This is a genomic window from Streptomyces sp. NPDC087859 (genome assembly GCF_044742595.1).
GTDB lineage: Bacteria > Actinomycetota > Actinomycetes > Streptomycetales > Streptomycetaceae > Streptomyces > Streptomyces canus_F.
On record NZ_JBIUUU010000030.1, the window covers coordinates 19,270 to 42,004 of the forward strand.

Sequence of the window (22,735 nt, forward strand, 5' to 3'; positions counted from 1 at the left end):
GTGGCCGTCACGGCCCGGGTACCGGCGAGTCAGGCGTCGGGCGCGCGACGGTCGGTGACAAGTTCCATGCGGGAGACGGTGAGGAGGCCAGCGGGGGCGCCATCCTTCAGGGCCGGACCGTCCGCTCCGAAGGCTTCGCCGTCGAGCAGTTCCGTCAGCTCGGCCGCCTGAGTGCGATCCGTGAGACCGAGCACGGGGCTCGGGTCGGTGCCGAGGCCGCCGCGCACGTCGACCAGCCGTACGACGACGTCGTCGCGCTGGAAGATCGTGCTGCGCAGCACGGGCCCGTGCGGATCGTCCGCCGCTGCCTCGTCCTGACGGGCCAGCAACTCGGCCAGTCGCAGACCTTGGCCCTCACGGGCCGGGTAGTACAGGGCGTGCCGCACCGCGTCCGGACTCTCCTGGCCTGCCGTCACATGGTGTACGGCGGGCAGCGCCGCCCGGGTGAAGAAGACGCGGGCGGACTCGGGGTCGTCGAGGTCCCTGTCCTGCTCCAGATAGGGGTTGATGGCCTCCTCGACGGCCCGCACCTCGGGCTGTCTGGCGACGTGCCGCAGCGCGGCGAGCAGGTCGCCCCGCACCTCGATGGCCCGGACCACCCGGTTGCCGTGCATGAAGAGGGAGGTGCGGCACAGTTGGGTGGTGTCGTCGACCCGCGGCTCCGGTGACGTGTACCCGGCCAGGATCTCGGCCACGGTCTTCTCACTGCCCGGCTTGACCGTGAAGGTGAGCGCGTGCCGGATCAGGCCGTCACCGATTCTCGGTGCCACCTGGAGCCGGCGCGTGCCGGACCCGGTCTCCGCCGCCGGACCGCCGGTCTCGCGGACGATGTGGAAGCGAAGGGACCTGGTGTCCCGGACACAGCTGTGCAGGGGCTCCACCATCCGCACGTGTTCCTCGCTGTTCACCCAGGTGAGGAAGGGCGGGGCGCTTTCCCACTCGCTCGTGATGAGCCATTGGGACGGGTTCTCGATGGACTGGCAGAGCTGGTCGCTGACATGCCCGGGGACGGACGCGACTTGATTGCACAGCTGCTCGTACGCCTCCAGGAACTGCTGCTGGGCACCGTCGTAGACGTCCACGAGCAGGACGACGCGAAGCGGGGAGCCGTCGAACACGGACTGGGAGACGCGCTGCGCCGCCTGTCGCATGAGAGTTTCCGGAGCACGTTCGGACGTGGTGGTCATGCTGCGCACATCTCCTTCGCGGGGGCAGAAGCGGACGGATCGCGGCCACGTCGATGAGACGCTGACGTGCCTCGATCCCCTTGATCCTGATCCCGCTCCCGCAGGCGCGCGACTCCTGTGCCACTGCCCGGGTGACCGGCCGCCGGGGAAGGCGGGGCCCGCTCAGGCGAGGTGGGCGAAGACCACCAGGTTGTCCGTGTAGTCCCTGACGGTGCGGTCGTAGTCACCCGCGCAGGTGATGAGCCGGACCTGGGCCTGGGCCGTGTCGGCGTACACCCGCCGGCTGGGGAAGTTGTCCTTGTCGAACGTCTCCACGCTGTCGACCACGAAGGACGCTTTGCGCCCGTCGGCTCGTCTGACGTGGAAGACGTCCCCCTTCTCCAGTTCTCCGAGGTCGGCGAAGACCGCCGCCGACGTCGCCGTGTCGACGTGCCCGGCGATGATCGACGTGCCCGCCTCTCCGGGGGACGCTCCCTTGGCGTGCCAGCCGACGAGGTTGGTGTCGTCGGCCGGGGGCGGCTCGAGCTGTCCCGTGCGGCCGATGGCGAGTTCGGTGAAGGGGGCGTCGACGGAGATCTTCGGAATGAGCAGGCGTACGGGCCTCGATCGCGGCAGATGCTTCGCCTCGGGCTGTGCGGCCGGCGGCGCCGCCGCGGCGGTGTGAGCGGCCCGCGACGGAAGGGGGGCGTCGGACGATGCGGTGTCGGACGCCGTGTCATTGCCGCCGAACAGGGTGATGGCCAGCACCAGGGCGGCCACGGCGCCGATCACCATCACCTTGGTACGGGAAGGGTTGTCTGCGGGGGACGGGGGAACTGCCATCGGACACCACCTCACCAGGGCACGGCAACACATCGGACGAGGGACGGGGCACGGGGAAAGCCGGCGGGGCCGCCACGCTGCACGGGCGTGGCGGCCACAGCGGCTATCGCATCCGGCATGGGTCAGGCCACGCTTCCGGCGGTCTTCCTGCGGCGCACCGAGTACAGACCGGTTCCGACGACGGCCAGGACGGCCAGCCCACCCGCGGTCACGGCAGGCGAGGCCAACGCGCCGCCGCCGGTGTGCATTCCGCCGCTGGGCTTCTCCTCCTTGCCGCTCCAGGAGTCGCTGTCCTCCTTGCTCCAGGAGTCGCCGCCGTCCTCCTTGCTCCAGCCCTCGTCCTGCTTACCGCTGCCGGAGTCCTTGCCCTGCTCCTTGTCCTTGTAGGTCTCCGGGTCGAACTTGGGGTCCTTCGCGGTGTCCGAGCCGTCCACGTTCACCGCGGTCAGGGCCCCACCACCGGTGTGCATGCCACCGCGCGGCGAGTCATGGCCGGCGTCCTTGCCGTGCTCCTTGTCGTGGTCCTTGCTGTAGGAGGAGTCCGTGTGGTCCTCCCAGTCGTTCCCGGCCGCGTAGGCGCCGGGAGCGCCGAGGACGAGGACGGTCGAAGCCGCCGCGGTGGCCAGGAGCATGCGAGCAGAGTGCATCTGACGTTCCCTCCGTCAAGGGGCGGACAGCTGGCACTTCGTCAGCTGATGTGACCCGCCCTCGACGTGATCCACCGTCAGTCAGCTGATCGCCCGTCACAACTCAGGACGATCACACGGGTGAACCCGCACGGCTCCCGGCAGGACCACGTCACGACCGCGTGACACGGCCGGCCGACCCCGTCGAGAGGTCGGCCGGCCGTTTCCTACGAGGTCAGGCCGCTGCCAGCAGCGTGGTCAGGACTTGACGCAGTGCCGACTCCGCGTCCGGGTCCGGCCCCGCGGACCGCCAGGCCACGAATCCGTCGGGCCGCACAAGTACGGCGCCGCCGCGCGCCGTTCCATGGACGGCCGACCAGTCCGTGTCGCCCTCGGGCGTCAGCTCGGCATCGGAAGCGCTGCCCACCCGGTACGAGACCAGTGGGACGGACATCTCTTCGGCGAGCCGAATGGCGGCCTCGTGCCAGCCGCTCGGGTCATCGGCGTCACTGAGCAGCACGAACGAGCGTTCGTAGAGATCCAGTGTGGAGATCCGCTCGCCTTGGTGACGTACCGCCAAGTGGGGGGCCCTGCTGCCGGGTTCACCGGACAGGTCGAAGCGTTCCGGTACGACCGGAGCCGCGGGGTCGGTGCCGACGACGGCTCCCTGCGGATAGCGGTAGCCCAGGACCACGTTGAGGATGCCGCGCTGCGGGCCACCGCCGCCGCCACCGCCCATCCCGGGCGGCGGGGCGAACCCGGGGTGGCTGTGCTCGACCGACCGTGCGGCGGCGCGGGCGCTGGTCGCCTCGGCCACCGGGCGCCGCTCGGCGTCGTAGGTGTCCAGCAGCCCCTCCCCCGCCCATCCGTCGAGCACCGCGGCCAGCTTCCAGGCGAGGTTGTGCGCGTCCTGGATGCCGGTGTTGGAGCCGAATGCCCCGGTGGGGGACATCTCGTGGGCCGAGTCACCGGCCAGGAAGACCCGTCCGGCCCGGTAGCTGCGGGCGACCCGCTGGGCGGCGTTCCAGGGAGCCTTGCCCGTGACCTGTACGTCCAGGTCGGCCACTCCGACCGCGCGTCTGATGTGCTCGGCACACCGCTCGTCGGTGAACTCCTCCAGGGTCTCGCCGCGTTCCGGGTGCCAGGGAGCGTGGAAGACCCAGTTCTCGTGGTTGTCCACGGGCAGCAGAGCGCCGTCGGCTTCCGGGTCCGTCAGGTAGCAGACGATGAAGCGGCGGTCGCCCACGACATCGGCGAGGCGGCGGGACCGGAAGGTGATGCTGACGTTGCTGAAGAGGTCACCAGGACCGCTCTGGGCGATGCCGAGTTGCTCGCGCACGGGGCTGCGGGGGCCGTCCGCCGCGACGAGGTAGTCCGCGCGGATGGTGGTGTGCTCGCCCGTGTCCCGGCTCTTGACCACCGCGGTGACGCCGGAAGGGTCACTGTCGAACGACAGCAGTTCGGTTCCGTACCGCAGATCGCCGCCGAGCCGCTCGGCGTGCTCGAACAGCACCGGCTCCAGGTCGTTCTGACTGCACAGGCACCACGAGCTGGGGCTGAAGCGGGCCAGTGCGCCGCCCGCGTCGATCTCCTTGAAGAGCCACTCGCCCGCGTCGCCGACCAGGGTGGGCGTCTGCAGGATCCCGTGGTTGTCGTCCAGGGTGGCGGCGGCCTCCCGGATCCCCGGCTCGATGCCGGCCGTCCGGAACAGTTCCATGGTGCGGACGTTGTTGCCCCGCCCACGGGGGTGGATGGAAGTGCCGGCGTGGCGCTCCACCAACGTGTGCCGTACGCCCAACCGGCCCAGGAACAGGGAGGTCGACAGTCCGACGAGGGAACCGCCGACAATGAGGACCGGGACCTGGTGGGTCATGGGGTCGGCTTGATCGTCTGTTTGATTCATGGCTCGCCTCCAGCGCGTCGTGTCCGTCGACTCGGCCGGGTAAGGCCGCGAGCCTCATCCATGCCCCGCGCTGCGATCGCGGGCCCAAGCTTCACCCACTCAACTCGCCCGGTTCGCCGAGTCGGCGGACACCTCCGCGGTCCGGGACCTGACGCGGCGTGAGGGCGCCCTGCTCACCGGCGATCTGACGGGTCGATGGTGTCGGGTTCGGAAGCGGGACGGCGTACCGCCTGGGCGGTGGCCGCTCAGCACGACTCGAGCGACCGATACCAGGCGGCCGGAGCGGGGCGTCAGGCCGGGCGGACCGCGCCCTTGATCGCGGACTGGCCGGCGAAGAACACCGACTCCTCACGGATGGTCGCTCCCGGGCCCGGGGCGTGAATCATCATTCCGTCCCCGCTCCAGATGCCCACGTGGCTGAGGTCGTCGTGGAAGAAGACCAGGTCTCCCACCCGGACGTCGGCCAGGGAGATCTGCACCCCCACTCCCCACAGGGCCTGGACGGTCCGGGGCAGCGTGACGCCTGCCGCCTTCCATGCGGCCTGAGTGAGACCGGGGGCGTCGTACGATCCCGGCCCGACCGCGCCCCACACACAGGGCCGACCGATCTGCGCCCGGGCGAAGTCGATGACCCGCTCGGCCTGGGTGCTGTGGACCGGGTCCACCGACAGCCAGGATCCACCGTAGGCGGCGGACGTGAGAGGGGCGGAAGGAGCTTCGGGTGCCGCGTGGACGACCGGAGCCGCCGGGGCGGCAGCCACTGGCGGTGCGGCGTAGGTGTAGGCGGGTGCCGCGGCCGTCTCGATGAGCGCCGCCGGGGCAGGGGCCGCCAAGGCGGACGCGGAGACGTTCGTCAGGCCGGCGCCGTACGTCGAGGTGGTCGCGTCGGCCGGTGGGGCGGCGCTGTAGGCAGCGGCGGGATCGGCCGGCGGAGCCATGGCGTACGTCGCGGTCGCGCCGGTCGCGGGACCGGCACCGTACGTCTCCGCACCGAGCGCCGGAAGCTCCGCCTGGTAGGTACCCGCAGCGGTGGGATCGGCCGGCGGAGCCATGGCGTACGTCGCGGTCGCGCCGGTCGCGGGACCGGCACCGTACGTCTCCGCACCGAGCGCGGGAAGCTCCGCCTGGTAGGTACGCGCAGTGGTGGGGTCCGGGGCGATGGGCCAGGTCGTGGTGGGCTCCGGCGCGGGCGCCGGGGCCGGCTGGTACAGCGGCCATGCCGCCCCGTCGCCGCCGAGGACCGGCTGCGCTCCGGTGCGCCAGGCGCTCTCGTCCCACCGGGACTCGCCTGCCGCGGCCGGCTCGACGGGTGGGGCGGGCGGCTCCGGAAGGAATCCAGGGGTCGATTCCTGAGCTGATCCGCCGGTCAACTCCCGTACAGGGCCCGTGGGCGACTTGGGCGCTTCGAGGGCGAGGGGTTCCGAGGGACGTTCCGTCGGGCGTGCGGGCCGTGCCTGCTGGGGCGCGCGGTCGGGTCGGGCGGGCGTCCTTCTCTCCGGCTGCGATACCGGCACGATCGGACCCAGCTTGACGCGTGCGGCGTCGAACCACTGCCGGGCAAGGGCTCCGACCGCGGGCTGCATGTCGTCCTGGGACCGGTCACGGGCGCCCGCACCCCGCTGGCGCGGGATGGCAGCGGCGCGGGTCGCGTTGAAGGTGCCGGTGTCGCTCTCCGCCCGGTCGTAGAGGCTGTCGATCTTGCGCCGGACCTCGTCGCGGCTCGGCCCCTCGCCCTCGCCTGGGGAAAGGGAGCTGCCCCTGCCCGAGAAGGGGGTCACTTCGGGGGGCGAGGTTCGTTCCGGCGCCATGGAAACGGCACTCCTTCCGTACGAGAGTGCACGAGACCGCCTGCCTGTCGGAGGGAGTCGTGCAGACGGTGACCAACTTAGCCAACTTGTAAGCCTTCCGTGAAGATCGAAGCACTAAATGCCCGATATGCTTCTGTGACCTTCGCCCCTCCAACTCCTCCCTCACCGCGATCCGCTGAGCGGCTGTCAGCCGAGAACGGCCGGAGGCCGGCCCTGAGGTGACGTCGGAACCCCCTTACTACGTGGCCGTCTTCATTCCTGGGGATGGACCAGGCGCACACCCCTGGCGGGCTGTCCATCACCGTCCGGCCTGCATGTGGCCACAGTGCCAGCCGCCGGTACCGGTCCACTGGACGCAAGCCCCTTCATGAAGGTCGTTTTGCCGGACCGGCAACAAGAGTGGCAACCCCAAGCGCGGTCGGAGACCGTGGGCTCGTGACCGACAACATCGCAGCAGGACCACACACCGACGGATACCTCGGAGACCCCGCCGTGCGGGCGGAGTGGGACGACCGCTACGCCGACCGACAACAGCTGTGGAGCGGCCGGCCCAACGGTGCCCTCGTGGCCGAGGTCGCCGGCCTCACACCCGGGCGCGTGCTCGACGTCGGCTGCGGCGAAGGCGCGGACGCCGTCTGGCTCGCCCGCGGCGGCTGGGACGTGACCGCGCTCGAGGTCTCCGGCGTGGCACTGGAGCGGGCGGCCGGGCACGCCCGGGACGCCGGCGTCGCCATTCACTGGGTCCACGCCACCCTCACCGAGGCAGCGCTCCCGCCGGCCTCCTTCGACCTGGTCTCCGCGCAGTACCCCGCACTACTGCGCACCCCTGACGCCGCCGCCGAGCGGGCACTGCTCGCGGCCGTCGCACCCGGCGGCGTACTGCTGCTCGTCCACCACGCGGGGATGGACACCCAGCATGCTGACGACGGCGGCTTCGACCCGGCGGACTACGTCTGGCCCTCGATGGTCGCCGATCTCCTCGACGACGACTGGGAGATCGAGGTGGACGAGCAACGGCCGCGCGTGGCACCCGACGGCGGCGCCGGCGCGCACCACACCGACGACCTGGTACTGCGCGTACGCCGACTGCGCTGAGATCCTCGCTCACCGGCAGGAGCATCAGGCGGGGCGACCGGCATGACTGTCAGACGGTGGCGTGCTGCGCGACATGGCACAGCAGCAGGCATACGTCGTCGTCACGTTCGGAGTCGCTCAGCATCGGGTCCAGGACGCGGTCCGCCGAGCCGTCCAGGTCCTCCAGTTCCGCGGGTCCGAACGCCGCGAGTGCGTCCGCGAGGCGGGCGATGCCCGGATCGATTCCCTGGGCGCGGCGTTCGACCAGGCCGTCGGTGTAGAGGGCCAGGGTCGAGCCGGGCGGGAGCGGGACGGTGTGGTCTTCGATCTGCTGGTTCAGCGGGATGCCGAGCATCGCGCCGGGCTTGGCGTCCAGCGTGTGGACCTGGCCGTCGGGAGTCCGCAGCACCGGCGGCGGGTGGCCCGCGGCCGCCCAGGTCAGGGTGGGCTCGTCGGGGTGGAAGCGGGCTATGACGGCGGTGGCGTACAGGTCGGGCTGCAGATGGTGCAGGAAGGTGTGCAGCCGGGTCAGCAGTGTGCCGGGGCTGCTGCCGTCCACGGCGTATGCGCGGAGGGCGGTGCGCAGTTGGCTCATCATGACGGCGGCGCGCATTCCGTGTCCGGTGACGTCACCGATGACGGCGACCAGCGAGCCGTCGGGCTGGCGGAACGCGTCGTACCAGTCGCCGCCGATGTTCAGCCCGTGGGTGGCCGGCAGGTAGCGGGCGGCCAGTCGGAGCGCCGGTGTGGTCGGCAGGTCCGTGAGCAGGGCCCGCTGGAGGGTCTCGGCGATGTCGCGATTGCGCTCGAAACGCCGGGCGTTGTCGATCGCGATGCTGGCGCGGCGGACGAACTCGATGAGCATGACCGCGTCGTCGGGGTCCCAGCGGTCGCCGGGCGGCGCCAGGGTCAGCACTCCCAGCGGTGCCCGGCGGGTCGGCAACGGGACGCACAGCAGCGGACGTTCGGGGTCGAGTGCCGAGGGCGGCTGGTCGTCGACGCCGGGCAGTCCGCCGGGTTCCAGGGCGGCGTACTGCGGCCGTCCGGTGCGGGCCGCCGTCACTGCGGCTGCGGGATGGGGCGTCGCGGGGCGCCGCTCTTCGTCGCCGTCGAACAGCCAGACGTCGACGCTGCGGGCGTACTCCGGTACGAGCAGCTCCGGGAGCCGGCGGACGACCTCGTCGTGGTTGAGGGAGGTCAGGGCCGCGCTGGCGTCGGCCAGGAAGGTGAGGCGCCGTCGGGCGTCCTCGGCCTGCCGGCGAGCCCGGTGCTCGGCGGCGAACGCCTCCCTCTGTGCCTGTCCGGCGGCGTCCAGTTCCGCGTGCAGGGCCAGCACGCCCTGATTGGTCTGATGCAGTTCCTCCCGGTGGAAGGCCACCAGTTGTTCCTGCTCGGCGAGTCTGTCCAGCAGGACGGCCGCGTCCTCGTCGGCGTCCAGCAGCGACTCGGCCAGGACCTCCGGGGAGTCCGGCAGCGACCCGGCCTCCGCGATCGGGGTTCTGGCGCAGGGGACGCTCGTACGCCACGGGGGATGTGCGGCCGGGTCCGCGGAGGTGACCGTGACATGCAGGTGCGCCTGTTCGGCGGCTGTCCCGGTGACGTACAGGGTGAGCAGCCAGGAGCCGTCCTTGGCCAGGCACTGGCGCAGTTGCGCGCTGAGTGCCGCGGTGAGACGGGTGCGTTGAAGCGGTGACAGTCCGTGCGCCGAGGCCAGGCGTGCGGTGGCGATGCGCGCCAGGGCCGCGTCGGCGACGGTGTCGATCGGCCAGGTGTGTCTCAACGCCCCTCCCCCGGTGCCTGAGTCAGGACCGCCACTGTGGTGTCGTCACGTGCCGGCCGGGCGGCGCTGCCGCTGTCGCGCAGGGTGACCGCCGCCGTCACGGCGGGGTCGGTGAACAGCAGATCCGGTGCGGACGGCGGTTTCTGACGGCTGGGCAGGCCGTCGCTGTGCAGCACCAGCACCCGGTCGGTTCCCCAGCGTCTGAGGTCCTCGTGCAGTGTCCGCGGCCGGTGGACGCCGACGATGCCGGGGCGGGACAGCAGGGCGTGCCAGGCATCCTCCTCCCACAGCCAGGCCCCCACGTTCCCCAGGCCGGCGAAACGCAGCGTGCCGGTGGCGGTGTCGACCTGGGCCACGGCCACGGCGGCACCCCGGGTGCCGCGCAGAGCGGTGTCGAGGTGACGCAGGAGTTCTGCCGGGTTGAGGTGGGCCGATCCGCGCAGCGCCTGTACGGCCGCCGTCGAGGCGTGTGCCGCCTGAGATCCGTGGCCCAGGCCGTCGGCCAGCATCAGCGTCACGCGGTCGCCGGCCCTGACCGAGGCCCAGTCGTCTCCGGAGTGTTCGGCTCCGCCGAAGGGCAGATTGACCCCTCCCGCCCGTAGCCCGCCCGGCCCTGGTGCGGTGTCCCGCCCTGCGGGACCGATCCGGGCCACCGCCACCGTGCCGCGGCCCGGGGTGCTGTGCACGGCGAAAGCGTCGGCGACGCGCCGGCAGGTGCCCAGGCCCGCGCCCAGTGACCGGGCCGTCGTGAAGCCGTCGCTCAGGGCGGTGGTGACGTCGGCTATGCCGGGACCGTGGTCGATCGCCGCGATCTGAACGAGCCGGGTCGGGTCGCCGCCGTCCGCCGGTACCGGCCCGGGCACCACGTCGAGCAGCAGACGGCCTCCCCGGGCGTGCTTGAGGAGGTTCGTCGCCAGTTCCGTCGTCACCAGGGCGGCGGCCGCGGTCCGTGCCTCGTCGAGTCCGGCCAGGGTCGCGGCGTGCTCGGCGGCGACCCTGGCATCCCGTACCCGGGTGGAATCGTGGACCGGTACGTCCCAGACGCGCGGCATCAGCTGCCTCCGTGGGGACGGGGCGGCGGAGCCGAGGCCCAGCAGACCACCGTGACCGTCGTGCCCGCGCCCGGCGTGGTGTCGATGCTGAACTCATGGACCAGCCGCCGGGCACCGCCCAGACCCATGCCCAGGCCGCCGCCCGAGGTGTAGCCGTCGACGAGCGCCCGCTCCAGGTCGGCGATGCCGGGTCCTTCGTCGGCGAAGACCAGCCGCAGGCCGCGTACCCGGCCCTGTGTCACCTCTGCCGACTCCATGCGGCCGCCCCCGCCGTGCACGAGCGTGTTGCGGGCCAGTTCACTGGCGGCGGTGACCAGCTTGGTCTGCGCGACCAGACCGAAGCCCAGAAGGCCGGCGGCCTGCCGCACATGCTGGCGCACCCAGGCGAGATCCATGTCGGAACGGATCGGCAGACTCGCCTCGACGGCTGTGGAGGATGGCATCAAGGATGCTCCCGAGGCGATCCACCGGCGCCGACGACGGGAGTGCGGCGTGCCAGCAGCTCCAGGGCCGCCTCCGTGGTGAGGGCGGTGCGCAGTCCGGGCAGCGTCAGCCCCAGCTCGACCAGGGTGATCGCCACCGCGGGCCGCATGCCGGCCAGGACGGTCCGGGCCGCCAGCAGCGAGGCGCTGGCCGCGATCTCGGCGAGTACGCGACCGAGGAAGGAGTCGATGACTTCCACGCCTGAGATGTCGATGACCACCCCGGTCACCCGGCTGTCCACGATGGTGGCAGCGATGTCCTGCTGGAGCTGCTGCGCCATGCTGTCGTGCAGGTCGCCCTGCAGGGTGACCAGGAGAACCTCGCCCAGGCGCAGCACCGGTACATGGGCCGCGCCGCCGTGGTGGAGACCATCGCTCATCGTGACCCCGCACCGCCGGAGGTCGGCGCGACGATACCGACGCCCAGCTCGTGCAGCGCGTAGGCCAGCGCGTCCGCCAGGCTGGCGCGGGTGACCACCGTGCCGAGGTCCAGGCCGAGATGGACGATGGTCTGGGCGATCGCCGGGCGGATGCCCGACACGACGCACTCCGCGCCCATCAGCCGCGCCGCCGCGACCGTCTTCATGAGGTGCTGGGCCACGAGCGAGTCCACGGTGGGGACGCCGGTGATGTCGAGGATCGCGAAGCGGGCGTGCTGGTCGACGATGGCCTCCAGCAGCGTCTCCATGACGACCTGGCTGCGCGCGCTGTCGAGCGTGCCGATGAGCGGTACGCCCACGACGCCGTCCCACAGCTTGATCACGGGGGTGGCCACTTCGAGCAGCTGGAGCTGCTGGCGCTCGATGAGTGCCTGCCCTTCGGACAGCGCCGTGTCCAGCACGACCAGCCGCAGTGTCCCCATCAGCACGGTGAGCGCGGTCGTGCACTCGCGGACCTGCTCGGTGGCCTCCTCCGGGAACTCCTCGACGAGGAACTCCGCGACGGGCGGACGCAAGGCGTCCACCTCTCCCGACACCTGGGCCATGGTGATCCCGGCGCGGGAACGCGCGGCGGCCATGCGGGCCAACTGCTCGCGCACGACCTCGAATCCGACGGCGTCCGTGTCGTACACCCGCTCCGATTCGGCTACCTGGGCCAACGCCTCGATCACTGTCCGGGCCGCCTCCACGGCCTCGTCCCGCGAGAGGGTGAACACGCTGCGGAACAGCGGCTCGTCGGCCCAGCGCTGGGCGATCCGTTCGCGATGGCGGTACAGGAAGTCCCCGACCAACTGCGCCGACGAACCTTGCCGTACTGCCGCTTCGTGCTCCGGCACCTGCTCTCACCTCATCCGAGTAGTGCGCTCCCGTGACCCGCGGTGACCGACATCGCACCGCAGGTGACGCATACTGTTGCCGAACGACAACTGTAACGAGTCTGGACCGTGACAGGTGTCCGGGGTCGGCCCGCTAGGACGTCGACCGGTTGCCGAACCAGTCGAGACAGACCACCAACGCGTCGTCGTCCGGCTCCGGACGGCCGCGATGCCCCTGCAGTTCCCGCAGCACCGCGGCCGGTACGTCGGCGGCCGGCAGCAGCCGCGTGGCCGTGATGGCTCGCGCGAGAGCGTGGTCGCCGTACGGCTCGCCGCCCGGCGCGGGGACCATGTGCACTCCGTCACTGACGAACAGGAGACGGTCGCCCGGTTGCATCTGGTAATCCTGCGCCACGTAGTCGGTCTCCTCGAACATGCCGAGCGGGAGCTGTGCCTCGAGGCCGATGGATGTCACGGCCCCGTCCCGCAGACGCAGCATCCGGGGCGAGCCGGCGTCGACGATCTGTACGCGTCCGGTGGCCAGTTCGAGATCCACGAGCAGGACGGACAGATACGCCTCGCCCCGGTACTGGGCGTAGACGGCCTGGTCGGCGAGGGCCGCCTGGTCCGCGATGGGGATGCCCGCCCGCCGCGCGTTGCGCAGGGCGTTGATCCCGAGGTTGGTCAGCAGGGACGCCTCGATCCCCTCGCCCATGCCGTTGGTGACGTAGAGCAGCAGATGGTCGGCCGAGACCGACCAGTCGAAGTTGTCGCCGAAGATCGCGTAGGCGGGCTCCAGTTGGGCGCCGAGCGCGTACTGCGGTCCCGCACAGGACCGGGCCGGGAGCAGTTGCCACTGCATCTCCGCGGCGAGGGTGAGCCGCTCCTTGCGCCGGGCGCGCTGGTAGAGGTCGGTGTCGCGTTCGGCCACCACCACCTCGTGTCCCAGGACCTGGGCCACCGCGGCCATTTCGGCCAGGTCCGCGTCGGGCCGCGTGCCGGGCGGCAGGGTGACCGACAGCACCCCCAGCCGGTCGCCTCGCACGGTGACGGGCAGGTACACGTGCGTCCGCCCGTCGTCGTCCTCCACCACGATCGGCTCCTGCGCCCCGAAGGAGCGTCCGGCCGCACTGGCGTGCACTGGCAGTGTCCGCGACGGACCTGCCGTCGCGGACACGGGCTGCAGCACGGTCGCCCCGTAGTCGACCAGGAGCAGGTCCACGCTCTCGGCGCCGTACGGCCCGCACAGTACTTCGCGGACGGTCGCCGGCAGCTGATGCGGAGCCGCGGAGCGCAAGGCGCGCTCGGCGGCCATGAATCTCTTCACGTTGTCGGTCATGCCATTCCGTACGAGGGCGCGCCGCCGCGTCTGTACCGTGCCGACGGCTGCACCCGTTCCTTCTGAACCATGCCCGCTGTCGCGCGTCGTGCGCCGGGGCGGGCTGACAGGGCGGGGTAAGACTGAGAAGGTGTCGGGGTGACGATCTCGCACTCTCGCCCGCGGCCCCATGAGGTCGCGCGCGTGACCTCCGAGGCGGCCGAACTGCTCGAAGTCCTGTGGGGCCGCGCTTCGACGGCGCCGGTCTCCGCCTCGCAACTGCGGGTTCTGTTCATCCTGGAACACAATGAAGGCATCAACCTGCGCACGCTCGCGGACGCGCTGGGCTCCACGCCGCCGTCGACCAGCCGGCTGTGCGACCGGCTGCAGGCCGTGGGGTTCGTGGAGCGCCGGGCGGCCACCGCGAGCCGGCGGGAGCTGGAGCTGTACCTGAGCCGACGCGGGCGGGCCTTCCTCACCGACCTGCGCGCTCGTCGGGAGGGCACCCTGCAGTCCGTGCTCGAACAGATGCCGACTGCCCAGCGATCCGCGCTGCTCAAGGGGCTCGAGGCGTTCTGCGCCGCCGCGGCGGCGCAGATCCACGAGGACGGCGAGTCCGCCGCCCGCAGCGCCTGACGCCACTTCATTTCCGACCCCTCCCGCACGTGCGAACTCACTCTCTTGCCTCGGCTTCATAGTTGTCAAACAGCAACTGTTGTCACGAACGTGGCTGGTCGACGAGGGTGAGTGCCTCCTCGACGCTCTCCGACACGGGAACCGTGATGCTGACACCGGTCAGATCCAGAATCCGTCGCACCGCATGAGTCGGCGAGATGATGTGCACGCTGCCGGGCAGCTCTCGGGCCTCCTGGTAGACGCGGAGAATGATGTTCATACCGGACGAATCCATGAACGGCACCTGTGAGAGATCGAGCAGGAAGTGCCGTCGGCCGTGATGCAGCTGGTTGGCCAGATGGTGCTGGAACTCGGTCGCGGTGTCGACGTCCAAATAGCCCTGCACCGTGATCAGTGCCACGTCCTCACGGAGCAGGCCGACCTCGACGGACAGGGGGTTCTGGGCAACAGACACATTTACCTCCAACAACAGCGTGGACAACCGGCCAGGGCTGATGACCTTCTCGCCTGCGGGTCGCAATGCGCGCCGCGGATGCGCGATTACCCCCGAACGCGCACGTCATGCACCGCGCCCACACGGGCCGTTCGACGTGCGGGGCGGCACGTGACACGGTGGAGGGAGCCCAGCGGCCGCTCCCGGCCACCAACCCCCACGGAAAGGGGGCCCGAAGAATGGGCACTCGCATCTCCCTGAGTCCCGGCGGTCATGCCGCCACGCTGACCGTGGACCACGACATCGACGACCGTGTGCGGCCCGCCATCGAGAAAGCGGCGGCCCAACTGCCGCCCTCCGTGCGCCGGCTCACCCTCGACCTCGCCGACGTCGGCTTCGTGGACTCGGCCCTCCTCCATCTCGTCCGGACGATCGACCGGTCCGTCACCGACCGCGGCGGTCTGCTCAGGATCGTCGGCCTGCGCCCGCAGGCGCGCCGGGTGCTGACACTCGCCGCCGACCTGTGCCCCGAGGCCCGCTGGGACGCCTACCTCACCTCTCCCGGGCCGAATTGACGCCGCCCTTGGGCGATCGCACCCACGCGCCGCCCAGATGGGCATGTCTGAACGAGACCCTGGGAGCCGCCGTCCCCGCGACGGCCAGCGCCGCCAGACAGCCGTCCGGCACCGGCAGCTCGCGCACCGACCAGACGCCCCGGATCCGTCCGGACGGATCGCGGACGACGTCGGCGACCGAGTCGGTGCCGGTGTCGGGGAACACCGGCAGGCCCAGGCCCTGGGTGAGGCGCGCGCCGGCGGCCTTGACCACGGCCTCCTTGCGGGTCCACAACCGCAGGAAACGCTCGCCGCGTTCCGTGGGGCCCGCGGCCGCCGCCACGAAACGGGCGTCGGACGCGGGGAAGAAGCGCTCGGCGAACGCCTCGACCGGCACGCCCGGCCGCAGCCGGTCCACATCGACCCCGACCTCGGCATGCCGGCTCACCGCCACCAGCGCGAGCTCGCCGCAATGGGAGAGGTTGAACCGCAGATCGGCGCCGTCCGCGAGCCGTGGTTTGCCATGGCGTCCCCGCTCCAGGCGCAGTTCCTCAGGAGGGACGTCGAGGTAGCCGGCCAGAATCCGCCGCAACGCGCCATGCGCGACGACGAAACGTCTGCGGTCGGCCTCGAAACGACAGCGGCCGGCACGCTCGGCCTCCCGCCCCGACAGCATCCGGGACAGCGCCGCCACCGTGGCCGGTGACCCGTCCAGCGGCACCGTCCAGACGTCCACCCTGGGTTCGTCCATGTCAGAGCGCTCTCGCCGGTACGAGGCCGCTGTCAGTCACGACGGAGACTTCCCTGGACCAGACCGGTGAACAGGTTGAGCTTCTGGATGTTGCCGGTTCCCTCCATGAACTCCACTCCGCGGGCGTCCCGGGCGAGCTTGTCCAGCAGCGGGTGGTCCAGCCGGGCGCCGGGACCGAAGCAGGAGAGCGCTTCGAGCGTCGCCTCCTCGGCGAGGCGCGACGCGCGTGCCTTCGCCGCGGACGCCAGGTAGCCGGCCGTCGGCTCGTTGTCGTCCACGGCGATCGCCGACCGCCAGATGAGCTGCCGGAGCTCCGTCAGGCGCAGGGCGAGGCGGTCGAGCCGGTGACGTTCGGCCGTGTTCAGAGTGCGACGGTTGTCCAGGACGTACTCGTAGGCGGCCCGCGCGATGCCCAGGCCGAACGCGGCGACGCCGGGGCGCAGGCGGTTCAGCCCCTGCACCGCGCTCCACATACCCCGCTGGGTGGCCCGCAGATGCCTGCCGAGCACCTGGTCGGCAGGGACACGGACGTCGTCGAGGGTGACGGCGGTGAGGCGCAGGCCGCGCAGCCCGATGGTTTCCAGGGGCTCGGCGGTGAACCCGGCAACCGAGGTCTCGATGAGGACCGCGGTCACGCCGAGCGGCCCCGGACGGGTGCGGGCGAAGACGATGCCCAGGTCGGCGCGGGCCGCGTTGCCGACGTAGCGCTTGGCCCCCCGGAGCACGAAGCGGTGATCGCCGTCGGGGGTGAGTGTGGTGCTCATCGCCCCCGCGTCCGAGCCGCGCTCCGGTTCGGTCAGCGCGAAGAAGGTCCAGGTGGGCTTCTCCATGATCCGGCTGTAGAACCACTTCTTCTGCTGCTCGTCGCCCATGGCATCGACCAGCACACCCGACATCACCGGCCCCGGCGACGCCAGCAGCATGCCGGCGTCGCCGACCGCCGCCTCCTCGGCGAGGACCACCCGCTCCAGGGTCCCGGTGCCGTAGAAGCGGTGCCCGTCGATAACAACCGGGTCGGGGTTGTACTCGGGCGGCACCGTCATCCTGGTCAGGTACGACACGATCGCCACGTCCAGATGGCGGTGGATCGCGTCCGGGTCCCGGTCGAGTTCCAGGGCGAGGGGCTTGAGTTCCTGCGCCCACGCGCGGGCCTGGCGCTGGAACGCCAGGGTTTTGTCGTCCAGTTCGATCATGCGGCTCCCCCGTGCTCCCCGGCGCGGGCCGGGCCGAAGTAGACGTCGGCGATCAGCTCGGAGACCCGCGCGACCTGGCCCGGTCCGTCCGCCAGGAAGCCCACGGCACCGAGCAGCCGCAGCAGCATCCGGTCGGTCCGGGTGATCTGGGCGTTCAGGCCGGACAGGACGCCGTCGTCGAGGTCGCCCGGCGTGGCGCCGGCCAGCATGGTCTCGATCTCCAACTGCTCGATCACCGCCTCCGCGACGCCGCCCTTGACCATCTGCTGGTGGAGCAGCTTCGCGTCGCCGACGGTACGGCCGCCGAGATGGGCGAGCACCGCGTCGAGCAACCGCTCCGAGAGGCCGAAGCGCAGACAGGTCATACCCAACTCCCATGCCGTCCAAGGAGTCTGGGACACGCTGGGTGCTTCGGCTCGGCTCCGCGACGCGACGACGACGCCGTCCTCCACCGTCATGGTCGCCATGACGTCCCCGGTGTCGGCACCGGCGAACCCGGCGGGCGCCACCACGTGCCCGCCCGGGCCGTGGGGCGGCGCGCCGTCGCAGAGGGTCTCGTACAGCAGGGACATCGCCGGGAGGAGGCCGTCGTGGCGGGCGGTGCGCCGGTACCGGATCCATTCGTCGGCAGCGGCCGTACGGCCGGTCATGTCCCCTCCTCCATCTCCAGTGTGCTCACGCACAGGTACCGCAGCGTGCTGTCGTAGTCGGCTACGACGAGGCGGCGGGGCCCGTCCTTCTCGTACTCGGGGAGCACGTCGGCCAGGGCCGACCAGGGGCCGGTGCACGGACGGCCCGGCGGCGCGGGACGCACGTCGAATCCCAGCCCGAACTCTTCGGCGTCGAGGCCCTGACCGGTGATGAGCGTGAGGGGCGGGCCCTCATCGCCGCCGTCCGGTTCGTTCAGCACCGCGTCGAGCGTCGCGCGGACCTCTTCCGGCGCGACGCCGGCGAGTTGCCGCGTCACCGGTTCGCCCGCGCGGCCCTCGGGACCGAAGAGCAGCGCCACCGCGCAGTCCTGCCGGGGCACGTCATGCGCCCCCGGGGTGTCGTACAGGAAGGTCCGCTGATCGAGCAGGACGACCAGGGCGTGCCGGAACGCGGCGGCGTCGGCGTACTCCGAGACCAGACGCAGGGCCGTGAATCCGACGGCGGTCCCCTGGTCCGAGAGGTTGAAGGCCAGGGGGTCGCCGGGCAGCGCATCGGCCAGATAGCAGGACGTGGAGCGGCGCGGATCGGCGTCCGGGGCGGTGTGGGCGACGAGCACCAGATCCAGGGGCTCCTGGAGCGGCGGCAGGTCGGCGAGGAGTTCCTGGGTCATCTCGATGAAGGTGTTGCGCTCGCCCCGCTCCAGAAGCTCCGGACGGAACTCCACCGAGTACGGGCGCACGAGGTCGGCCTGCATCCGGCTCAGGCTCGGCTCCAGTGGATCGGGCAGGAAGGGCCGACCGGCGGAGAAGGTCCGGCTGACCAGGCTCGACAGGCGCAGCGACGCCCGCCGGGCGGGCGCCGGCGCGTCGACCGGGCCGGGAGGCGTGGTGAGGTACATCGGCTTCAGGTCCCGGCCTGCTCTCCGGCCTGCTCCCGGACGAGCGCGGCCAGCGACCCCACGGTCTCGAAGTGGTGCTGCTCGAGATCGTCGGTGTCGAACTCCATTCCGAGCTCCTCCTCGATCGTCATCAGCAGGCCGAGCACGGTCGTGGAGTCCAGGCCGAGTTCGTCGAACAGGCGGCTGTTCTCGGTGATGGTGGCGGCGTCGACCTGCATCGCCTTGGCGAGCGAGTCGGCGATCGTGGCGACGGCCCGGCCGTACAGGTCGGCGGTGTCGGCGTCCGGTGTGGTGTGCTCCATCGTTCACCTCTCGTGTCTCGTGTTCTCGGGGGAGGTCAGGGGGAGACGTCGGCCGCGTCGTGCGCGGTCGGGTCGTAGAGTCGCTGCCGTGCCAGCAGGTCGTCGGGGCTGTCCCGTTCCCGGACCAGATGGCACCGTCCCTCGTGGACCAGCACCTCGGCCGGGTAGCCATGGCTGAGGAACAGCCCTGGCGAGGCGGTCGGTCCGTAGGCGCCGGAGCGGTGCACGCCGATCAGGTCGCCGGGCCGCACCGGCGGCAGCGGGACCTTCTTGCCGATCGTGTCGCCCGGGGTGCAGAGCGGCCCGGTGACGTTCCACTCCTCGGTCGGCGGCTCGTCGAGCCGGTTGAGCACCGCCATGGGGAAGTTGCGCTTGACGAACGAGCCGATGCCGACGGCCGCCATGTGGTGGTGGGTGCCGCCGTCGGCGACCGCGAACCGCTCCCCCATCGAGGTCTTGGTGTAGCGGACGCTCATCACGTAGGTGCCGGCCTCGGCGGTGAGATAGCGACCCAGCTCCATGATCAACCGGATGCCGGGGTGCCGGGCGGTGAAGTCCTCGATGACGGGGTTGAGTCCGTCGGTCAGCACCTTGGCGTCCAGGTCGCTCTCGCCGTCGAAATAGGCGACGCCCAGACCGCCGCCCACATCGACCATCCGCAGATCGAGGTGGAACGCGGCGGTCAGCCGCTCGGCCAGGGCGAGGATGCGGGTGGTGTTCTCGATGACGACGTTCTCGTCGAGGATCCGGGTGCCCATGTACACCTGCACCCCCATCAGGTCGACGTCGGGGAACTGCTTCACCAGGTCGGTCCGGGCGAACAACTCCTCCTCGTCGATGCCGAACTGGCGCGGCTTGCCGCCCATCGCCAGCCCCGAGCGCTTGACCGTGAAGCGCGGGTTGACGCGCAGCGCGACCGGCGCCCGTACGCCCCGGTCCCGGGCCAGCTCGTCCACCAGGGCCACCTCGGGAAGGGATTCGCAGACGATGGCGTAGATCCCGGTGTCCAGGCACGCGGCCAGCTCCTGCCGGCTCTTGCCGGGGCCGAGGAAGATCACCTGTTCCGGTGGCACACCGGCCCGGAGCGCGGTCGTCAGTTCCACCAGTGACGAGACCTCGGCCCGGGCGCCGAAGGAGTGCAGCAGCGCGCAGACCGAGATGTTCGGGTTGGCCTTGAGCGAGTAGAAGATCTCCATGGCCGGGTGCAGCCGGTCGCGCAGCCCGTGGAACCGGTCCCGCAGCGCGCTCCCGTCGTAGACGAACAACGGGGTGTCGTACCGTCGGACCAGCTCGGACACCGGCACGCCCTGGACCTGGAACTCCCGTGTCATCCTCGACCCTCTCCCCTGGTGCTCTCCGCGACGGCGGCCAGCCTGCGGCCGATCTCGTCGTCCAGTGCCGCCGTCCGGTCCGCCGAGTCGGCGACGACGACCCCGTGGAGACGCCCGTCGAAGTGCGCCCCCGGGACCGGTTCCCCGGGCGACGCGGCCGCGTTGACGGTGGCGTAGTTGTTGATCAGCAGCCCGGTGCCCCGGGCGGGGTCGAACAGCAGGTCCGCCATGGCGCTGCGGAGCGAACCGAATGGCAGCGGTGCGCCGAGCCGTAGGGGGTATCTGCGCACCAGCGCCGTGCTTTCGGTCCCGATGACGGCTTCCTGGATCGATGCCTGGTACGTGGACATGTTGTGGCGCGCGTTGATCTCGACGAGCGGATAGAGGCCGCCGTCGGGATCGATCATCGCGTCGACTCCGACGACCCCGAAGTAGCCGTCGTCGGCCAGCCGTCCGCCCAGCAGGTGGGAGACCTCCGTCAGTTGGGTCCGCTGGCGCTCGGTGAGCCGCGCCGGGATCCGATGGCCCAGGTGCACCCCGCCCTCGGTCAGGGCCTCCTTGACGAAGTCGACGTGCACGCCGCCGTCGCGGCCGACGGTGAACTGGTAGTTGAGGTCGGCGCGTTTGGCGACCCACTCCTCCACGACCAGGCCGACGCGGTCCTGCCCGGCCTTCCGCGCGCGGCTGTGGATCATGCGGTGCAGCCGGTCCAGGCGGCGTTCGTCCTCGACCACCTCGATGCCCTTGCCCGAGACGCCGAAGGCGTCCTTGAGGACGACCCGGCGGCCGTCGGCGAGCAGCGCCCGGGCGGCCTCGACGGCCGCGTCGAGTTCGGCCAGGCTCGCGCAACTCCAGCCGCGGGACTGCCGGATGCCCAGTTCGCCCGCCAGCCGCCGACTGTAGATCTTGCTGTTGACCGCCTTGCAGACCTGCGCCGACGGGGCGGCCAGCGGGATCCCGGCGCGCTCGGCCAGCCGCTCCTCCAACTCGCTGACCCCGTGCGCGCAGACGACGCCGCCGCGCGCACCGAGCCCGCCCAGTTCACACAGGACCCGGCGGTCCTCCAGCGCGTCCTGGGTGACGGTGCTGCGCGGGTCCTGGCGCTCCACCACGAGCATCCCCGGCAGCTCGAACCCGAGTTCCTCCAGGTGGCTCAGGTAGTCGGCGTCGGGTGCGTCCTTCAGTACGACGTGGTCGCCCTTGCCGGCGAGCAGCAGCGCGAACTCGTCCATCCGGTTGACGATGACGCTGCCCGAGCCGAACCCGAGCCTCGGCAGCCCCATCTCGCCGCGGGCCCACTGGTCCTCGACCTCGAAGTTGCCGAGGAACACCAGCTCCGCGTCACGGGTCCCGGTCAGGGCCGCTTTCAGGCGGCCGGTGAAGTTCCCGGTCATCTCGCCCACCTCCCCCTTTCAGTGCTCGAAGAGCATCGCCGAGAAGGTCGAGCCGAGACCGACCGTGGCGAGCAGATAGCGGTCCCCCGGGCGCAGCCGGCCCAGATCGAGGGCCGTCCGGTAGTTGATGAAGGGATCCGCGGAGAAGCAGTGCCCGGTGACCGGCACGTTGTCCAGGAAGAAGCGCTCCAGCGGGAGCCCGAGATGTTTGGCAAGCCGCGTCCACGACAGCCGGCTGACGTTGTGCGGGAAGATCATGGTGAGGTCGTCCAGTGCCAGCCCCGCCTTCCCGACCGCCGCCAGCATGACCTCGGCCAGCGCCTCGATGTAGATCCGCTGGTACTCGACGGACAGCTCGTGGGTGAGCGACAGGCAGTCGTAGAAACGGCCGTGGGTGCGGGCGGCGTAGCTCAGCATCCGGTCCCGGTCGTCGTGGGTCCCGACGAGGACCGCGGCCGCGCCCTCGCCGTTGATGGCCGTGCCCGGCACCATCTGTGCGGCCCGGGTGAAGGTCTTCTCGCCGGTGAGGACCAACGCCAGCGCGTCCGGATCACCGTCGCTCGCCAGCAGCTTGCCGACCAGGTCCACCGCCAGCAGCCCCGAGGCGCAGGCGTGGTGGGTCACCGCGAACGCCGTGGCGTGCCCGAGCCCGAGCGCGTCGCGCACCTCGTGTACGGGGTTGACCGGGTGCGGGACGACGATCGGCATCGTCCGCGCCTGGACCACGTACCGCACCCGCTCCTCCCTGCCGCGCAGTGCGTCGAGCTTGCCCGCTGCGGCCAGCAGCAGCTCGGTGTGCGTGCCGCCGGGCTCGCGGCGGACCTCCGATAGACCGTGGTAGCGCCGGTAGACCTTCATCTCCGAGGCGCTGAGGCCCAGTTCGTCGCTCAGCTCGTCGATGGGTATCCGCCGTGACGGCAGATGGGCCGCCACCTCCTCCAGCGACGTCATCCGCTCTCCCCCGCCGGGGAGGCCTGGGCGAGCGTTTCCTCCAGGTGCCGCGTCAGGGCGTCGATCGTCGGGTGGTCCCAGGCCACGGTCGGCTCCAGGACCAGCCCGAGGTGGTCCTCGATGTCGCCGCAGAGGGTCAGCGCGTAGACCGAGTCGAGACCGTAGGTCGTCAGCGGGGCGGTGGTGTCGATGTCGGCGACGTCGAGTTGTACGTAGTGGGCGACCCGTGTGCGCAGCCAACTCCGCAGATCGGTGTCCGACGCAGCCGACGGGGCTGACGGGGCCGATTCGGGGCTGTTCATCCGATTCTCCTTGTCATCGATGGCGGCGGCTT

The 22,735-nt window shown here is 71.3% G+C and carries 24 protein-coding genes; 3 read left to right on the forward strand and 21 right to left on the reverse strand.

From position 1 onward, the window contains the following. Positions 1–29: 29 nt before the first annotated feature. The 5 genes from ACIOHP_RS46115 to ACIOHP_RS46135 all read right to left on the reverse strand — a co-directional run bounded on the left by ACIOHP_RS46115 (position 30) and on the right by ACIOHP_RS46135 (position 6,346). Entirely contained in the window at positions 30–1,187 is a 1,158-nt protein-coding gene (locus ACIOHP_RS46115; protein WP_401897253.1) for a SchA/CurD-like domain-containing protein, read from the reverse strand. Positions 1,188–1,349: 162 nt separating this feature from the next. Continuing rightward, a complete protein-coding gene (locus ACIOHP_RS46120; protein WP_401897255.1) occupies positions 1,350–2,009 on the reverse strand; it encodes a class F sortase in 660 nt (219 codons plus the stop codon). Positions 2,010–2,131: 122 nt separating this feature from the next. Beyond that, positions 2,132–2,656 (reverse strand): hypothetical protein, encoded by a 525-nt coding sequence (locus ACIOHP_RS46125; protein ID WP_401897258.1) that lies wholly within the window; start codon positions 2,654–2,656, stop codon positions 2,132–2,134. A gap of 214 nt (positions 2,657–2,870) precedes the next feature. Then, positions 2,871–4,538, reverse strand: a complete 1,668-nt coding sequence (locus ACIOHP_RS46130; RefSeq protein ID WP_401897260.1) for an FAD-dependent oxidoreductase — start codon at positions 4,536–4,538, stop codon at positions 2,871–2,873. 290 nt (positions 4,539–4,828) lie between these two features. Further along, a complete protein-coding gene (locus ACIOHP_RS46135; protein ID WP_401897261.1) occupies positions 4,829–6,346 on the reverse strand; it encodes a C40 family peptidase in 1,518 nt (505 codons plus the stop codon). A gap of 435 nt (positions 6,347–6,781) precedes the next feature. On the opposite strand from ACIOHP_RS46135, the gene ACIOHP_RS46140 reads away from it, so the two are divergent. Further along, positions 6,782–7,441: a class I SAM-dependent methyltransferase gene (locus ACIOHP_RS46140; protein ID WP_401897263.1), complete on the forward strand. Its 660-nt coding sequence runs from the start codon at positions 6,782–6,784 to the stop codon at positions 7,439–7,441. 49 nt (positions 7,442–7,490) lie between these two features. Here the strand turns inward: ACIOHP_RS46140 and ACIOHP_RS46145 are convergent, their stop codons facing one another. The 6 genes from ACIOHP_RS46145 to ACIOHP_RS46170 all read right to left on the reverse strand — a co-directional run bounded on the left by ACIOHP_RS46145 (position 7,491) and on the right by ACIOHP_RS46170 (position 13,328). Continuing rightward, a complete protein-coding gene (locus ACIOHP_RS46145) occupies positions 7,491–9,200 on the reverse strand; it encodes a PP2C family protein-serine/threonine phosphatase (RefSeq protein ID WP_401897265.1) in 1,710 nt (569 codons plus the stop codon). Then, positions 9,197–10,252, reverse strand: a complete 1,056-nt coding sequence (locus ACIOHP_RS46150; RefSeq protein WP_401897268.1) for a SpoIIE family protein phosphatase — start codon at positions 10,250–10,252, stop codon at positions 9,197–9,199. The genes ACIOHP_RS46145 and ACIOHP_RS46150 overlap by 4 nt, the downstream gene beginning before the upstream one ends. Next, positions 10,252–10,695 carry an anti-sigma regulatory factor gene (locus tag ACIOHP_RS46155; protein ID WP_401897270.1) on the reverse strand — a complete coding sequence of 148 codons (444 nt, stop codon included), beginning with the start codon at positions 10,693–10,695 and terminating at the stop codon, positions 10,252–10,254. Before ACIOHP_RS46155 ends, ACIOHP_RS46150 begins: the two co-directional genes overlap by 1 nt. Then, complete coding sequence (locus ACIOHP_RS46160; RefSeq protein ID WP_361556059.1) at positions 10,695–11,114, reverse strand: STAS domain-containing protein; 420 nt, start codon at positions 11,112–11,114, stop codon at positions 10,695–10,697. Before ACIOHP_RS46160 ends, ACIOHP_RS46155 begins: the two co-directional genes overlap by 1 nt. After that, positions 11,111–12,010, reverse strand: a complete 900-nt coding sequence (locus ACIOHP_RS46165) for an STAS domain-containing protein (RefSeq protein ID WP_361556056.1) — start codon at positions 12,008–12,010, stop codon at positions 11,111–11,113. Before ACIOHP_RS46165 ends, ACIOHP_RS46160 begins: the two co-directional genes overlap by 4 nt. A 133-nt stretch (positions 12,011–12,143) precedes the next feature. Beyond that, positions 12,144–13,328, reverse strand: a complete 1,185-nt coding sequence (locus tag ACIOHP_RS46170; protein ID WP_401897272.1) for a PP2C family protein-serine/threonine phosphatase — start codon at positions 13,326–13,328, stop codon at positions 12,144–12,146. Between the two features lie 183 nt (positions 13,329–13,511). Here ACIOHP_RS46170 and ACIOHP_RS46175 point away from each other — a divergent pair, with 183 nt between their 5' ends. Then, positions 13,512–13,943, forward strand: coding sequence for a MarR family transcriptional regulator (locus tag ACIOHP_RS46175; protein WP_361556050.1), 432 nt, complete (start codon positions 13,512–13,514; stop codon positions 13,941–13,943). A gap of 82 nt (positions 13,944–14,025) precedes the next feature. Here the strand turns inward: ACIOHP_RS46175 and ACIOHP_RS46180 are convergent, their stop codons facing one another. Next, positions 14,026–14,397, reverse strand: coding sequence for an STAS domain-containing protein (locus ACIOHP_RS46180; protein WP_361556047.1), 372 nt, complete (start codon positions 14,395–14,397; stop codon positions 14,026–14,028). A 218-nt stretch (positions 14,398–14,615) separates the two neighbouring features. On the opposite strand from ACIOHP_RS46180, the gene ACIOHP_RS46185 reads away from it, so the two are divergent. After that, positions 14,616–14,951, forward strand: a complete 336-nt coding sequence (locus tag ACIOHP_RS46185; RefSeq protein ID WP_401897275.1) for an STAS domain-containing protein — start codon at positions 14,616–14,618, stop codon at positions 14,949–14,951. Here the strand turns inward: ACIOHP_RS46185 and ACIOHP_RS46190 are convergent. Genes ACIOHP_RS46190 through ACIOHP_RS46230 form a run of 9 tightly spaced genes read right to left on the reverse strand, consistent with a single transcriptional unit; the run spans position 14,929 to position 22,703 of the window. Continuing rightward, positions 14,929–15,681 (reverse strand): 4'-phosphopantetheinyl transferase family protein, encoded by a 753-nt coding sequence (locus ACIOHP_RS46190; RefSeq protein WP_401897277.1) that lies wholly within the window; start codon positions 15,679–15,681, stop codon positions 14,929–14,931. The two genes, ACIOHP_RS46185 and ACIOHP_RS46190, sit on opposite strands and share 23 nt — an antisense overlap. A 32-nt stretch (positions 15,682–15,713) precedes the next feature. Continuing rightward, positions 15,714–16,874, reverse strand: coding sequence for an acyl-CoA dehydrogenase family protein (locus ACIOHP_RS46195; protein ID WP_401897279.1), 1,161 nt, complete (start codon positions 16,872–16,874; stop codon positions 15,714–15,716). Then, on the reverse strand, positions 16,871–17,524 hold the full coding sequence (locus ACIOHP_RS46200) for a hypothetical protein (protein WP_401897281.1): 654 nt from the start codon (positions 17,522–17,524) through the stop codon (positions 16,871–16,873). The genes ACIOHP_RS46195 and ACIOHP_RS46200 overlap by 4 nt, the downstream gene beginning before the upstream one ends. Next, positions 17,521–18,423 carry a hypothetical protein gene (locus ACIOHP_RS46205; RefSeq protein WP_401897283.1) on the reverse strand — a complete coding sequence of 301 codons (903 nt, stop codon included), beginning with the start codon at positions 18,421–18,423 and terminating at the stop codon, positions 17,521–17,523. Before ACIOHP_RS46205 ends, ACIOHP_RS46200 begins: the two co-directional genes overlap by 4 nt. Positions 18,424–18,428: 5 nt before the next feature. Next, on the reverse strand, positions 18,429–18,725 hold the full coding sequence (locus ACIOHP_RS46210) for an acyl carrier protein (protein WP_361490027.1): 297 nt from the start codon (positions 18,723–18,725) through the stop codon (positions 18,429–18,431). A gap of 35 nt (positions 18,726–18,760) precedes the next feature. Continuing rightward, a complete protein-coding gene (locus ACIOHP_RS46215) occupies positions 18,761–20,056 on the reverse strand; it encodes a type III PLP-dependent enzyme (protein WP_401897286.1) in 1,296 nt (431 codons plus the stop codon). Beyond that, positions 20,053–21,450, reverse strand: a complete 1,398-nt coding sequence (locus ACIOHP_RS46220; RefSeq protein WP_401897288.1) for a hypothetical protein — start codon at positions 21,448–21,450, stop codon at positions 20,053–20,055. The genes ACIOHP_RS46215 and ACIOHP_RS46220 overlap by 4 nt, the downstream gene beginning before the upstream one ends. 18 nt (positions 21,451–21,468) lie before the next feature. Next, positions 21,469–22,401, reverse strand: a complete 933-nt coding sequence (locus ACIOHP_RS46225) for a 3-oxoacyl-[acyl-carrier-protein] synthase III C-terminal domain-containing protein (protein ID WP_401897289.1) — start codon at positions 22,399–22,401, stop codon at positions 21,469–21,471. Continuing rightward, positions 22,398–22,703 (reverse strand): acyl carrier protein, encoded by a 306-nt coding sequence (locus ACIOHP_RS46230; protein WP_401897291.1) that lies wholly within the window; start codon positions 22,701–22,703, stop codon positions 22,398–22,400. Before ACIOHP_RS46230 ends, ACIOHP_RS46225 begins: the two co-directional genes overlap by 4 nt. Between the last annotated feature and the right edge of the window lie 32 nt (positions 22,704–22,735).

Coding starts and splice junctions, on each gene's coding strand:
- ACIOHP_RS46115 (WP_401897253.1), bottom strand. CDS start 1,187: ATGACCACCACGTCCGAACGTGCTCCGGAAACTCTCATGCGACAGGCG.
- ACIOHP_RS46120 (WP_401897255.1), bottom strand. CDS start 2,009: ATGGCAGTTCCCCCGTCCCCCGCAGACAACCCTTCCCGTACCAAGGTG.
- ACIOHP_RS46125 (WP_401897258.1), bottom strand. CDS start 2,656: ATGCACTCTGCTCGCATGCTCCTGGCCACCGCGGCGGCTTCGACCGTC.
- ACIOHP_RS46130 (WP_401897260.1), bottom strand. CDS start 4,538: ATGAATCAAACAGACGATCAAGCCGACCCCATGACCCACCAGGTCCCG.
- ACIOHP_RS46135 (WP_401897261.1), bottom strand. CDS start 6,346: ATGGCGCCGGAACGAACCTCGCCCCCCGAAGTGACCCCCTTCTCGGGC.
- ACIOHP_RS46150 (WP_401897268.1), bottom strand. CDS start 10,252: ATGCCGCGCGTCTGGGACGTACCGGTCCACGATTCCACCCGGGTACGG.
- ACIOHP_RS46155 (WP_401897270.1), bottom strand. CDS start 10,695: ATGCCATCCTCCACAGCCGTCGAGGCGAGTCTGCCGATCCGTTCCGAC.
- ACIOHP_RS46160 (WP_361556059.1), bottom strand. CDS start 11,114: ATGAGCGATGGTCTCCACCACGGCGGCGCGGCCCATGTACCGGTGCTG.
- ACIOHP_RS46170 (WP_401897272.1), bottom strand. CDS start 13,328: ATGACCGACAACGTGAAGAGATTCATGGCCGCCGAGCGCGCCTTGCGC.
- ACIOHP_RS46185 (WP_401897275.1), top strand. CDS start 14,616: ATGGGCACTCGCATCTCCCTGAGTCCCGGCGGTCATGCCGCCACGCTG.
- ACIOHP_RS46190 (WP_401897277.1), bottom strand. CDS start 15,681: ATGGACGAACCCAGGGTGGACGTCTGGACGGTGCCGCTGGACGGGTCA.
- ACIOHP_RS46195 (WP_401897279.1), bottom strand. CDS start 16,874: ATGATCGAACTGGACGACAAAACCCTGGCGTTCCAGCGCCAGGCCCGC.
- ACIOHP_RS46200 (WP_401897281.1), bottom strand. CDS start 17,524: ATGACCGGCCGTACGGCCGCTGCCGACGAATGGATCCGGTACCGGCGC.
- ACIOHP_RS46205 (WP_401897283.1), bottom strand. CDS start 18,423: ATGTACCTCACCACGCCTCCCGGCCCGGTCGACGCGCCGGCGCCCGCC.
- ACIOHP_RS46210 (WP_361490027.1), bottom strand. CDS start 18,725: ATGGAGCACACCACACCGGACGCCGACACCGCCGACCTGTACGGCCGG.
- ACIOHP_RS46215 (WP_401897286.1), bottom strand. CDS start 20,056: ATGACACGGGAGTTCCAGGTCCAGGGCGTGCCGGTGTCCGAGCTGGTC.
- ACIOHP_RS46220 (WP_401897288.1), bottom strand. CDS start 21,450: ATGACCGGGAACTTCACCGGCCGCCTGAAAGCGGCCCTGACCGGGACC.
- ACIOHP_RS46225 (WP_401897289.1), bottom strand. CDS start 22,401: ATGACGTCGCTGGAGGAGGTGGCGGCCCATCTGCCGTCACGGCGGATA.
- ACIOHP_RS46230 (WP_401897291.1), bottom strand. CDS start 22,703: ATGAACAGCCCCGAATCGGCCCCGTCAGCCCCGTCGGCTGCGTCGGAC.